The organism is Nocardioides panacis, assembly GCF_019039255.1.
GTDB classification, from domain to species: Bacteria; Actinomycetota; Actinomycetes; order Propionibacteriales; family Nocardioidaceae; genus Nocardioides_B; species Nocardioides_B panacis.
In genome coordinates this window covers 118989-131320 of sequence record NZ_CP077062.1, presented here as the reverse complement: position 1 = coordinate 131320, position 12332 = coordinate 118989, and the positions used below count along the sequence as shown (strand labels likewise).

At 71.3% G+C, this 12332-nt stretch carries 13 protein-coding genes; 5 read left to right on the top strand and 8 right to left on the bottom strand.

From position 1 onward, the window contains the following. Positions 1–45: 45 nt before the first annotated feature. From KRR39_RS00645 to KRR39_RS00630, 4 genes are all read right to left on the bottom strand, one after another. Positions 46–1065: a carbohydrate ABC transporter permease gene (locus KRR39_RS00645; protein WP_254185414.1), complete on the bottom strand. Its 1020-nt coding sequence runs from the start codon at positions 1063–1065 to the stop codon at positions 46–48. Positions 1066–1152: 87 nt separating this feature from the next. Beyond that, positions 1153–2379: an ABC transporter substrate-binding protein gene (locus KRR39_RS00640; protein WP_254185413.1), complete on the bottom strand. Its 1227-nt coding sequence runs from the start codon at positions 2377–2379 to the stop codon at positions 1153–1155. A gap of 400 nt (positions 2380–2779) precedes the next feature. Then, positions 2780–4075, bottom strand: a complete 1296-nt coding sequence (gene phoH2, locus KRR39_RS00635) for an RNA 5'-3' helicase PhoH2 (RefSeq protein ID WP_254185412.1) — start codon at positions 4073–4075, stop codon at positions 2780–2782. 446 nt (positions 4076–4521) lie between these two features. Beyond that, positions 4522–5298 (bottom strand): isoprenyl transferase, encoded by a 777-nt coding sequence (locus KRR39_RS00630; RefSeq protein WP_216939909.1) that lies wholly within the window; start codon positions 5296–5298, stop codon positions 4522–4524. A gap of 62 nt (positions 5299–5360) precedes the next feature. Between KRR39_RS00630 and trhA the strand changes: the two genes are divergently transcribed. Beyond that, positions 5361–6080: a PAQR family membrane homeostasis protein TrhA gene (gene trhA, locus KRR39_RS00625; RefSeq protein WP_216939908.1), complete on the top strand. Its 720-nt coding sequence runs from the start codon at positions 5361–5363 to the stop codon at positions 6078–6080. Between the two features lie 36 nt (positions 6081–6116). Here the strand turns inward: trhA and KRR39_RS00620 are convergent, their stop codons facing one another. Next, entirely contained in the window at positions 6117–8297 is a 2181-nt protein-coding gene (locus KRR39_RS00620; RefSeq protein WP_254185411.1) for a thioredoxin domain-containing protein, read from the bottom strand. A gap of 88 nt (positions 8298–8385) precedes the next feature. Between KRR39_RS00620 and trxA the strand changes: the two genes are divergently transcribed. Together trxA and KRR39_RS00610 are read left to right on the top strand one after the other, a co-directional pair. Beyond that, positions 8386–8763 carry a thioredoxin gene (gene trxA / locus KRR39_RS00615; protein WP_216939907.1) on the top strand — a complete coding sequence of 126 codons (378 nt, stop codon included), beginning with the start codon at positions 8386–8388 and terminating at the stop codon, positions 8761–8763. Positions 8764–8781: 18 nt separating this feature from the next. Further along, positions 8782–9423, top strand: a complete 642-nt coding sequence (locus tag KRR39_RS00610) for a class I SAM-dependent methyltransferase (RefSeq protein WP_216939906.1) — start codon at positions 8782–8784, stop codon at positions 9421–9423. A 156-nt stretch (positions 9424–9579) separates the two neighbouring features. On the opposite strand, the gene KRR39_RS00605 is transcribed toward KRR39_RS00610, so the two are convergent. The 3 genes from KRR39_RS00605 to mca are packed head-to-tail and all read right to left on the bottom strand — an operon-like array spanning position 9580 to position 11217. Next, a complete protein-coding gene (locus tag KRR39_RS00605; RefSeq protein WP_216939905.1) occupies positions 9580–10044 on the bottom strand; it encodes a DUF5134 domain-containing protein in 465 nt (154 codons plus the stop codon). A 55-nt stretch (positions 10045–10099) separates the two neighbouring features. Next, positions 10100–10342 (bottom strand): hypothetical protein, encoded by a 243-nt coding sequence (locus KRR39_RS00600; protein WP_216939904.1) that lies wholly within the window; start codon positions 10340–10342, stop codon positions 10100–10102. Next, positions 10339–11217: a mycothiol conjugate amidase Mca gene (gene mca / locus KRR39_RS00595; RefSeq protein WP_216939903.1), complete on the bottom strand. Its 879-nt coding sequence runs from the start codon at positions 11215–11217 to the stop codon at positions 10339–10341. The genes KRR39_RS00600 and mca overlap by 4 nt, the downstream gene beginning before the upstream one ends. A 23-nt stretch (positions 11218–11240) precedes the next feature. Between mca and KRR39_RS00590 the strand changes: the two genes are divergently transcribed. Further along, the gene (locus KRR39_RS00590; protein WP_216939902.1) at positions 11241–11657 is read left to right on the top strand and encodes a DUF4307 domain-containing protein; all 417 of its coding nucleotides are present in this window, start codon (positions 11241–11243) and stop codon (positions 11655–11657) included. A gap of 120 nt (positions 11658–11777) precedes the next feature. Next, positions 11778–12284: a transcription elongation factor GreA gene (greA, locus tag KRR39_RS00585; RefSeq protein WP_216942255.1), complete on the top strand. Its 507-nt coding sequence runs from the start codon at positions 11778–11780 to the stop codon at positions 12282–12284. Positions 12285–12332: the final 48 nt, after the last annotated feature.

Below are 12332 nucleotides of genomic sequence, written 5' to 3'. Positions count from 1 at the left end.
CGGCCACCTTGTTCTCCGCCTGGCTTGCGGACGGTGCCTGTGCGCTCACGGCATGTCTCCCTTCGCGACCGACCTGCCGACCTTGGACCGCTTCTGACCCTTGACCTTGGCCCGCTTCGGCGCCGCGTCACCGATCACGTCGGCACCGAGGAGCTTGATGAAGGCGTAGGCCAGGAGCACGAGGTAGAGGAACAGCAGCACGGCGTACGCCGCCGCTGGTCCGTATCTCGTGTTCACGCTCTCCTGTTGGGCGAGGATCGACAGCGTCTCGACGCTCGGTTTGCCCTTGCCCACCAGGACGTACGGGAGGTCGAACATCGCCAGCGTCTGGAGCATGCGGAACAGGACCGCCACCAGCAGCGCGGGCTTCACCAGCGGCAGCGTGATGTGCAGGAAGGAGTTCCAGGTGCTCGAGCCGTCGATCTTGGCCGCCTCGTAGACCTCCTCGGGGATGACCTGGAGGCCGGCGAGCACCAGCAGACCGATGAACGGGGCGGTCTTCCAGGTGTCCGCGATGATGACCGCCATCTGGGCCTGGATGCCGTCGGTGGACCACAGGATCTGGTTGCCGAGCACGTCGTTGGCGACACCGTTGGCGTTGAAGATCCACTTCCACAGCACCGCGGAGACCACGGTCGGGATCGCCCACGGGATGAGGATGCTGGCCCGGATCAGGCTGCGGCCCTTGAACGCGCGGTTCATGATCAGCGCCATCGCCGTGCCGATGACCGTCTCGATGACGACGCAGACGACCGTGAAGAGCGTGGTGACGTAGAAGGCGTTCCAGAACCGGTCAGCGGTCGCCCCGTGGAAGATCGCCGTGTAGTTCTTGAGGCCGTTGAACTGGTCGCCCTCGATCGCGAAGCCCTGTGCGTCGAGACCGCCGGTCGTGTAGAAGGACTGCCTGATGCCCAGCAGGATCGGCAGGCCGATCACCAGGATCAGGACCAGGAACGTCGGCGACAGCATGATGGCTGCCAGGCGTCCCTGTCCCTCGTCGGGAGACTTCCACTCCTTGGTCTTCTTGCCCCGCGAACCCACCGGGGCCGGTGCCGCAACTGCCATGTTCCCTCCTAGGTCGTGTGCGGTGGGGTGAGGGTCTCTCGACCCTCACCCCACCGACACGGACGCATCATCCGAACAGGCTCGAGGTCACTTTCCGGTGATCTCGGTCAGCTGCGACTGCAGACCCTTGAGCGCGTCAGCCGAGCTCTTGGTGCCGGTCAGCGCAGCGTAGGCCGCGTCCTGGATCGCGGTCGAGGCGTCGCCGTACCGGACGACGCGCGGACGCGGGACCGCGTTGTTGATCGAGTCGCGCAGGGTGGTGAGGTACGGGTACTTGTCCTGCAGCGCCTTGTCGTCGTACAGGTCGGTGAACGTCGGCGCCTGCGAGGCGAGCTCGAGGTTGGCCTTCTGGTTCTCCTCGCTCGTGTAGAACTTGATGAAGTCGAGCGCCGACTTCTTGTGGGCGGAGTACGTCGAGATGCCCAGGTTGTGGCCACCGAGGCTGGAGGCACCCGGACCGTCGAGGCCCGGGAGCGGCGCCACGGCGAACTTGCCCTTCACCTTGGTGCCCTCGTCGCCGTTGGCCAGGTTGTACTGGTAGGGCCACTGGCGCTGGAAGATCAGCTTGCCGGCCTGGAAGGCCATCCGGCCTTCCTCCTCCTTGTAGGTGATGGCTTCCTTGGGGATGTACCCCTGCTTGAAGCCGTTCACCAGGAAGTCCAGGCCCTTGGCGGCCTCGGCGGTGTCGACGTCCGGCTTGCCGGCGTCGTCGGTCACCTGGCCGCCCGCACCGTTGATGACCTCGGAGGCGTTCACGGTGAGGCCTTCGTACTTCTCGAACTGGCCGGCGTAGCAGTTCACGCCCTTGCCCGCGGGCGTGGCCTGGACCTTCTTGCAGTCCGCGATCAGCTCGTCCCACGTCTTCGGCGGGTCGGTGATCCCGGCGCCCTTGAGCAGGTCGGTGCGGTAGTAGAGCATGCCGCCGTCGGACGACGAGGGCGCCGCGTAGAACTTGTCGAGGTACTTCGTCGTGTCGACGACGGGCTTCAGCATCTTGTCCAGCGGGAACTCGCTCTCGGGGAGCGGGATCAGCACGCGGTTGGCTGCGAACTCCGAGGTCCACACGACGTCGGTGACCAGCACGTCGTAGGCGTCGGACTTGGTCTGGGCGTTCTGGATCATCTTCTCGCGCTGCGAGTCCGCGTCCTGCGGGAGCTCGATCAGCCGGGCCTTCTGGTCCGGGTTCTTCGCGTTCCACTTGTCCAGGACCCCCCTGCACGAAGCCGGAGGTGTCCTTGCCCTGGACCAGCGTGATCGGACCGACGCCCTCGATCTTGGTGGACGAGGACGCGCCGCCGCTGTCCCCTCCGCCACAGGCTGCCAGCCCGAAGAATGTGGTGGCTGCCACTGCAACAGCCATTGCCTTGCGCCGCATGTGCGGCTCCCTTCGCTCGTGTCGGGTGCACACCCGACATGGCATGTGACAGGGGCCACACCGGGCGAACAGGCTTTTTCTACAGCCCCCACTCCCGGGTGTCCACGACATGCAGCGTCGTGACCTGAGCGTGACCAGGAATGTCCACCAGTCGAGACGATGACCCCGAAGTGGGCAGATACACGCCCGAACGAAGATTTTTCGCGAGATGCCGCCCGTGCCCGCCGATCCCGCACCGCCGGCCGTCCCGGACCGACGAAACCGCCGGCCGCTCCCGTCGCGACGGGGTCGGCCGGCGGCTCAGGAACGCCGCGAGGGTGCCGCAGGGTGTGGAAATCGTTACAGGACGACGTTCTCCAGCATCTCGGTCACCAGCGCCGCGATCGGCGAGCGCTCGGACCTGGTGAGGGTGACGTGCGCGAACAGCGGGTGGCCCTTGAGCTTCTCGACCACGGCGACCACACCGTCGTGCCGGCCGACCCGGAGGTTGTCGCGCTGCGCCACGTCGTGGGTGAGCACCACCTTGGAGTTGGCGCCGATCCGGGACAGCACGGTGAGCAGCACGTTGCGCTCGAGGGACTGGGCCTCGTCCACGATCACGAAGGCGTCGTGCAGCGAGCGGCCGCGGATGTGCGTGAGCGGCAGCACCTCGAGCATCCCGCGGTCGAGCACCTCGTCGATGACGTCCGGGGTGGTCAGCGCGCCCAGGGTGTCGAAGACCGCCTGGCCCCAGGGGGACATCTTCTCGTTCTCGTTGCCGGGGAGGTAGCCGAGCTCCTGGCCGCCGACCGCGAACAGCGGGCGGAAGACCACCACCTTCTTGTGCTGGCGGCGCTCCATCACCGCCTCGAGGCCCGCGCACAGCGCCATCGCCGACTTGCCGGTGCCGGCCCGGCCGCCGAGCGACACGATGCCGACCTCGGGGTCGAGCAGCAGCTCGAGGGCGATCCGCTGCTCGGCCGAGCGGCCGTGCACCCCGAAGGCGCTCGCGTCGCCGCGCACGAGGTGCACCTGCTTGTCGGCCTTCACCCGGCCCAGCGCGCTGCCCCGGTCCGAGAGCAGCACCAGCCCGGTGTGGCAGGGCAGCTCCCGGGCCGGCTCCAGGTCGAGCACCCCGTCGTCGTACAGCTCGTCGAGCTCGGCCGCGCCGACCTCCATCTCGGCCATCCCGGTCCAGCCGGACTCCACGGCGAGCTCGGCGAGGTACTCCTGGGCGTCGAGCCCGACGGCCGAGGCCTTGATCCGCATCGGGAGGTCCTTGGAGACCAGGGTGACCTCGAAGCCCTCCTCGGCGAGGTTGGAGGCGACCGCCAGGATCCGTGAGTCGTTGTCGCCGAGCCGGAAGCCCGAGGGCAGCGAGGTCGGGTCGGTGTGGTTGAGCTCGACCCGGATCGTGCCGCCGTGCTCACCGACCGGGACGGGCTCGTCGAGGCGGCCGTGCAGGACCCGCAGCTCGTCGAGCGAGCGCAGCGCGGCGCGGGCGAAGTACCCCAGCTCGGGGTGGTTGCGCTTGCCCTCGAGCTCGGTGATCACCACCACCGGCAGGACCACCTCGTGCTCCTCGAACCGGCGGAGCGCGCCGGGGTCGGCGAGCAGCACGCTGGTGTCGAGGACGTAGGTGCGGGTGCCGGGCACGGGTGACGCGGTCCGGGCGGGACGACGCGGCCCCGACGGCCCCGATGGCACCGACGGCCCCGATGGCACCGTCGACCCCGTCGCCCCCGTCGGCGCGGACGTCACGGGTGAGGCTGCTGACGAGGTGGGGCTCGAGCTTTCGACCACGGTTCATCCCCTCGCGAACCGACGCGCGCACCCGCACCCCGGTCCTGTTAGGTCACGCACACGGACCGGGATCAGGCCCGAAAGTCCGAGTGCGGACTTCCGGGTCTCGACAAGTCGAGCTAGGTCGCGACTGCTCACGAACGGGCCTCCCGAAACGGCGAGCTTCCCCACTCGCCATCGCTTCGAAAGTAAGCCTGCCGCACGACGGTTGTCGCACGACACGCCCGCACGCGTGATGACGGGGAGGTTAAGAATCCGCGGTGACCCGCTGCGACGAGGTCAGGAGGCCGGCCCACCGCTCAGGCCCCGTAGCGCCGCTCGCGCTCGGCGTACGCCCGGACGGCGCGCAGGAAGTCCACCCGCCGGAAGTCCGGCCAGTAGGCCTCGCAGAAGTAGAACTCGCTGTGCGCGCTCTGCCAGAGCAGGAACCCGCCGAGCCGCTGCTCCCCGGAGGTCCGGATCACCAGGTCCGGGTCGGGCTGGCCCTTGGTGTAGAGGTGCTCGCCGATGTGGTCGACGTCGAGGATCTCCGCGAGCTCCTCGATCGAGGTGCCCTTGGACGCGTGCTCCTGCAGCAGCGAACGTACGGCGTCCGCGATCTCGCGCCGGCCGCCGTACCCGACGGCGATGTTGACGATGATGCCGTCGACGTCGCGGGTCGCCTCGGTGGCCTCCTTGAGCCGTCGCGCGGTCTCCGCGGGCAGCAGGTCGAGCGCCCCGACCGGGTGCAGCCGCCAGCGTCCCTCGGCGGCGAGGTCGGTGACGACCTCCTCGATGATCGCCAGCAGCGGGTTCAGCTCGGCCGCGGGGCGGTTGAGGTTGTCGGTGGAGAGCAGCCACAGGGTGACCACCTTCACGCCGAGCTCGTCGCACCACTCGAGCAGCGGGGAGATGTTCGCGGCACCGGCCCGGTGACCGTGCTCGGCGTCGCGACCGACGGCCCTCGCCCACCGGCGGTTGCCGTCCAGCATCACCCCGACGTGCCGGGGCAGCCGGTCGGCCGGCAGACGGCGCACGACCCGCGCCTCGTAGGCGGGATAGATCACCCGCCGGAGCCCGCGCTTCCAGTCCGCCACGGTGAGCAACCTTACTCGGCCGGACGGCGGTGCGCGTGGGTCCGCGCCGCTACCGTTGCCGGATGAGTCCCCGCACCGAACGCATCGTCGCCGCCACGTCCGGCGTCACCGAGCGCATCGGCGACCAGGTCCGCGAGACCCTCGGCGAGGTCAAGCCGCACCTGCGCGGCTGGATCCACGCCGCCAGCGCCCCGCTGACCCTGGCCGCCGGCATCGTCCTGGTCGCCCTGTCCCCCACCGCCTCGAGCCGGATCGGCTCCGCGGTCTTCGCGACCTCGGCTCTGGTGCTGTTCACCGTCTCCGGGATCTACCACCGGGGCACCTGGAGCCCGCGGGTGTGGCGGTTCCTGCGCCGCTTCGACCACGCGAACATCTTCCTGCTCATCGCCGGCAGCTACACGCCGTTCACGCTGCTGCTGCTCCAGGGCACCGACCGGGTCGTCCTGCTCAGCGTGGTCTGGACGGGTGCGGTGCTCGGCGTCCTGTTCCGGGTGTTCTGGAACGACGCGCCCCGCTGGCTCTACACCCCGATCTACATGGCGCTGGGCTGGGCCGCGGTCTTCTACTTCGGGGACTTCGTGGCGCACGCGAACACCGCCGTGTGGGTGCTGATGGCGGTCGGCGGCGGGCTCTACACGGTCGGTGGCGTGGTCTACGGCTTCCAGCGGCCGAACCCCTCGCCGCGCTGGTTCGGCTTCCACGAGGTGTTCCACACCCTCACGATCGCGGCGTTCGTGACGCACTACGTGGGCGTCTCGATCGCGACGTACTCGCTGCGCTGAAACGGCGTCGCCCCTTTACTGGCGCCGCCGACGGGTCTACCGTCGAAAGATACGGTTTTCACCTGATCGAGCGGAGGTGCCACGCATGTCACCCAGGCGATCACACCATGAGCCCGAAGGGCCCTGACGAACCACGAACTCTCGAAGGGGAAGGCGTCCGCGCCTTCCCCTTCGCTGTGTCCCGACCCGTTCCGTCAGCCCCGGACGCCGAGGGCGCGGGCCAGCTCGGCCGGGTCGGTGACCGGCCGGTCGCACACCATCCCCCGGCAGACGTACGCCGCCGGGCGGCCGTCCACGAGGCCCCGCCCGTCCAGCAGCGGCACCGCCCGCGGGTCGGGCTCCCCCCCCGGAGGCCTCCCCCGCCACCACGACCAGGCCGGGCGCCGAGGACGCGCGGGCCACGCGGACCAGCTCGGCGCGGGCCGGGTCGCCGTCGGCGCCCACCACCGCCACCTCGAGCGGACCGGACAGCGCGGCCTCCGCGGCGGCCAGCGACCAGCCGGCGAAGCGCGGGACGCGCTCGGCGAGCGTGCGGACGTTGCGCAGCGCGGCTTCGGCGGCGTCGCGGTGCCGTCCGGAGCCGGTGACCGCGGCGTAGCCGAGCAGCGCGTGCACGAGCGCCGACTGCCCCGAGGGGCTGGCGTTGTCGGAGGGGTCGCGGGGTCGCGACAGCAGCGGCTCGGCGTCCGCCGCGGTGTCGAAGAAGCCGCCGTCCCCGGCCGCGAAGCCCGTCAGCGCGACGTCCAGCAGGGTGCGTGCGGTCGCCAGCCAGGTCACGTCGCCGGTGGCCGACAGCAGGGCCAGCGCGCCCGACGCCACGCAGGCGTAGTCCTCCAGCACGCCGTCGTGCCGGCCGACGACGCCGTCCCGGGAGACCCGGCGCAGGCGGTTCCCGTCCAGGTGCCGGTCGACGATCAGCCGTCCCGCGTCGACGGCCGCGTCGACGTACCGCTGCTCGCCGAGCAGGACCCCCGCCTCGGCGAGGGACGCGATCGCGAGGCCGTTCCAGGCGGCTACCACCTTGTCGTCGCGGGCCGGGCGCACCCGGTGCCCCCGGGCCGCGAGCAGCCGGCCGCGCACCGACTCCCAGCGGTCGGGGTCGTCGGGGTCGGCGAGCAGCTGCAGCGTGGACTGGCCGTGCTCGAACGTGCCGTCCGTGGTGACCTCCAGCAGCGCGGCGGCCCAGGCGCCGTCGTCGGCGCCGAGCACCTCGACGAGCTCGCCGGGCGTCCAGACGTAGAACCTCCCCTCCACACCCTCGGTGTCGGCGTCCAGCGCCGAGGCGAACCCGCCCTCGGGCGTGCGCAGCTCGGCGAGCAGGAAGTCCGCGGTCTGCCGGGTCACCCGCTCGCCCAGCGGGTCGCCGGTCTGCCGCCACCAGCGCGCGTACACCCCGAGCAGCTGGGCGTTGTCGTAGAGCATCTTCTCGAAGTGCGGCACCACCCAGCCGGGGTCGACCGAGTAGCGCGCGAACCCGCCCGCGAGCTGGTCGTAGAGCCCGCCGCGGGCCATCGCGCGCAGCGTGCGGTCGGCCATCCCGGACGCGTTCGGGGCACCGGTCCGGGCGGCGTGCCGGAGCAGGAACTCCAGCACCATCGAGGGCGGGAACTTCGGGGCCGTCCCGAAGCCGCCGTTCGCGGCGTCGAAGTCGCCGGCCAGCGACCGGACGGCGCCGGCCAGCAGCTCCTCGTCGAGCGGGTCCTCCCCCGACAGCGCGACCGCCTGGCGCAGGTGGCCGGCAACGTCCGCGGCCACGGTGGCGACCTCCTCGCGGCGGTTCGTCCAGGCCTCCGAGAGCGCCGCGAGGACCTGCCGGAACGCGGGCTGGCCCTGCCGGGGCTGGTCCGGGAAGTAGGTGCCGGCGAAGAACGGTGCGCCCTCGTGGTCGAGCACCACGGTCATCGGCCAGCCGCCCTGACCGGTCATCGCGGTCGTCGCGGCCATGTAGACCGCGTCCACGTCCGGGCGCTCCTCCCGGTCCACCTTGACGTTCACGTAGTGCTCGTTCATGTAGGAGGCGGTGGCCTCGTCCTCGAACGACTCGTGGGCCATCACGTGGCACCAGTGGCAGGCGGCGTACCCGACCGACAGCAGCACCGGCACGTCGCGTTCGCGCGCCTCGGCGAAGGCCTCGGGGGACCACTCCCACCAGTCCACCGGGTTGTCGGCGTGCTGGAGGAGGTAGGGGCTCGTCGCGGCGGCCAGTCGGTTCGGCATGCGTCCCACCGTTGCACACGGGGGAAGAAGCACGGCCGGCCCGTTGTTGGGCACAACGACCCACCCGACAGAGACGAGGGATCACACCGTGGCAACCACCCAGCTCACCGCCGAAGCGTTCGAGAAGACCGTTGCGGACAACGACATCGTCCTCGTGGACTTCTGGGCGGAGTGGTGCGGCCCGTGCCGCCAGTTCGCCCCCACCTTCGAGAAGGCGTCCGAGGCGAACCCCGACGTGGTGTTCGCCAAGGTCGACACCGAGGCCGAGCAGGCGCTGGCCAGCGCCGCGAACATCACCTCCATCCCGACGCTGATGGCCTTCCGCGAGGGCGTGCTGGTGTTCTCCCAGCCCGGCGCGCTGCCGCCGACCGCCCTCGACGAGCTGATCGGCGCCGTCAAGGGCCTGGACATGGCCGAGGTGCACGCGGCGGTCGCCGCCCAGCAGAACGGCAGCCCCGAGGCCTGAGGCACTAGCCTCGGCCGCATGGACGCACGCGCGTGGGACGAGCGGTACGCCGCCTCCGAGCTGGTCTGGTCGGCGACGCCCAACCAGTTCGTGGCCTCCGAGCTGGCCGGCCTGAGCCCGGGCCGGGCGGCCGACCTGGCCGCCGGTGAGGGCCGCAACGCCCTGTGGCTGGCCGAGCAGGGCTGGGAGGTGACCGCCGTCGACTTCTCGCTGGCCGGGCTCGACAAGGGCCGGGCGCTGCAGGAGCGGCACGAGCGCGGGCGGGACTTGCACGTCGACTGGGTGCACGGCGACGTGCTGGACTTCGAGAGCGGGCCGGTGCCCTACGACCTCGTGGTGCTCGCCTACCTCCAGCTGGCCGAGGACGAGCGCCGCACCGCCGTACGACGGGCGTTCGGGGCGCTGCGGGTGGGCGGCACCTTCTTCCTGGTCGCCCACGACACCACGAACCTCACCGAGGGCACCGGCGGCCCGACCGACGCCTCGGTGCTCTACACCGCCGAGGAGGTCCTCGGGGACCTGGACGGCGAGCGCTTCGAGGTCGAGCGGGCCGAGCGGGTGCGCCGGGTGGTCCCGGACACCGACCCGGCGCACCAGCACACCGGCGAGGGTGCGCGGACGGCGTACGACGCCCTGGTCCGCGTGGTGCGCACTGGCTGAGCGGTTCCGCTGGCGGCCCGGGGCTCCCGGTCGTGTGGCCCTGAGTGAGCGACGTGAGCGACGTGACCGTCGTCACGTCACCTTCGATCCGGGCGGCGGCGCCGTGAACAGCGACCTCAGCGTCTTGTTGATTCGGGCGGATCGCCGGCGGGTGGTTCAGACCAGGCCGACCAGCATCACGGCCATCGACCCCGCGAGCACGCCCTCGCAGGCCGGGCCGAGCCGCGACGTACCCCGGCCGGAGGCGACCGCCGCCTCGCGCACGGCCAGGACCACGACGGCCAGCAGCGCCAGCGCGACCAGCACCGCGCCGGCGGACGGCCCGGCCGCGGGCATCGCCATCTCGTGGCCTGCGTGGCCCGCGTGCGTGGCCGCGCCGGCGTCCCGGGGCCGCAGCATCAGCACCATCGCCAGGCAGCAGACCCCCAGCCGGAGGTACGTCGCCGGGGAGGTACGCCGGGCCAGCTGCACGCCGCACCAGCCCAGGCCGGCCGCGAAGAGGGCCGTGCCGGCGCCGGCGAACCAGCCGGGGACGGCGGCGACCAGCATCAGCGCCATGCAGACCGCGGACGCGCCGTGCCAGGCCGTCACGTCGCGCGGATGTGCCACCGGGGCGTCCATCACCCGAGCATCGGCCGACCGGGCGGGTCAGGTCAACGGCGACCTCAGCGAACGCTTAGGTCGTGTGCGGGGTGCCGGTGCCGGGCGCGCCGCCGGGCCGCTCCGCGGGCTCGTCGCCCGGGACCTCGAAGTCGACCTTCTTCAGCTGCTTGCGCATGCTCATCCAGAGCAGGAAGACGGCGAAGGCCAGGGCGAGGAAGACGCCGAAGCCGAGCCAGCCGGGCTTGACGTCCTCGGGGTCCGGGGCCTTGTCGACGGCCGCGTGCACCAGCACGAGTGCTGCGAGGAGGGTGTTCATGCCTCCATCCTCTCAGCCAGGCCCCGGACGCCCGCGAAGAGATCGTCCTCGGGCAGCTCGCTGTCCACCAGGCTGCGGGCGAGCTCGTAGTCCTCGGTCGGCCAGGCCTTCTGGTGGATGTCCATCGGGCAGGCGAACCAGGCGCCGTCCGGGTCGATCTGGGTGGCGTGCGCGAGCAGCGCACGGTCCCGGACCGGGAAGTACTCCGCGCACGGCACCTTGGTGGTGATCCGGGCGGCGTGCACCGGGTCGGGCTTCCACTCCTCCAGGCGCTCGGCGTAGGGCGACTCCAGGCCGGCCGCGAGCATCGCTTCGTGCAGCGCGACGGTGCGCTCCCGGTGGAAGGAGTGGTGGTAGTAGAGCTTGAGCGGCTGCCACGGCTCGCCCGCGTCGGGGTAGCGGTCCGGGTCGCCGGCCGCCTCGAAGGCCGCGAGGCTGACGGTGTGGCACATCACGTGGTCGGGGTGCGGGTAGCCGCCGTTCTCGTCGTACGTCGTCATCACGTGCGGACGGAAGCTGCGGATCAGCCGGACGAGCGGCTCGGCGGCCTCCTCGACCGGGACCAGCGCGAAGCAGCCCTCGGGCAGCGGCGGCTTCGGGTCGCCCTCGGGCCACCCGGAGTCCACGAAGCCCAGCCAGTCCTGCCGGACGCCGAGGATCGCCCGGGCCGCCTCCATCTCGTCGCGCCGGATCGCGGAGATGTTCTCGAGCACGTCGGGGCGGTCCATCGCGGGGTTCAGGATCGAGCCGCGCTCGCCGCCGGTGCAGGTGACGACGTGCACGTCGACCCCTTCGGCGACGTACTTGGCGGTGCTGGCCGCGCCCTTGCTCGACTCGTCGTCGGGGTGGGCGTGGACGTGCATGAGTCGGAGCATGGGGTCGATTCTAGGATGGTGGCGTGAGTGCCTCTGCGTCCGATCTGTCCGAGCGGTACGGCACGCCCTCCCGGGCGCGCCGCCCGCTCCTGGTCGCGGGTGTCGTCGCGCTCGCCGTGGTGGCCCTGGCCTGGCTCGCGTGGGTGGTGATGTTCCACGCCCGGCCCCAGGTCACCTCGCAGATCGTGGGGTTCGACATCGACGGCCAGCACGCCGCGGTGGCCCGCTACACCGTCGTACGCCGGGACCCGGGGGTGGCGGCGTCCTGCCTGCTCCGCGCGTCGGCGGAGGACCACTCCACGGTCGGCGAGCTGACCGTGCCGGTGCCGCCCGGGCCGGCGAAGGTGGTCACGCTCTCCTCCACGGTGCGCACCGAGCGCCGCGCGACCAGCGTCGACCTGGTCGGCTGCACCTCCGCCGGCCAGCGGCAGGCCCGCTGAACCGGTCCGGCGGTAATTGGGGTGGGCAGCCCCGTGCTTGTTAGACTCAGTCACTTGCCTGAAAACGACCGGTGGAGCGTGCGCGCCCACCGGCCCCCGACCAAGCACAGGAGCTTCACCGTGACCCAGGCCAGCAGCGAGCAGAAGATCATCTGGTTGACGCAGGAGGCCTTCGACAAGCTCCAGGCGGAGCTCGACAACCTGCGCGGACCCGTCCGCAGCGAGGTCGTCGCCCGCATCAGCGCGGCCCGCGACGAGGGTGACCTCAAGGAGAACGGCGGCTACCACGCGGCGCGCGAGGAGCAGGGCAAGACCGAGGCCCGCATCCGCCAGCTCGAGGACATGCTGCGGCGCGCGGAGGTCGGTGAGACCCCGGCCGACAACGGCGTCGTGGAGCCCGGCATGACCGTGACCTACAAGTTCGCCGGCGACGACGAGGTGGAGACCTTCCTCCTCGGTGCCCGCGAGATGGAGGACACCACCGAAGGCGTGAAGGTGTACTCCCCGCAGAGCCCGCTCGGCTCGGCGATCATCGGCAAGAAGAAGGGTGACACCGTCACCTACGAGGCGCCGAACGGCAAGAAGCTCGAGGTCGAGATCGTCGACGCCGTGCCCTACGCCGGCTGACCCAGACCCGACGAACGGCCCGTGGCGACCTCGCCCCGGGCCGTTCGT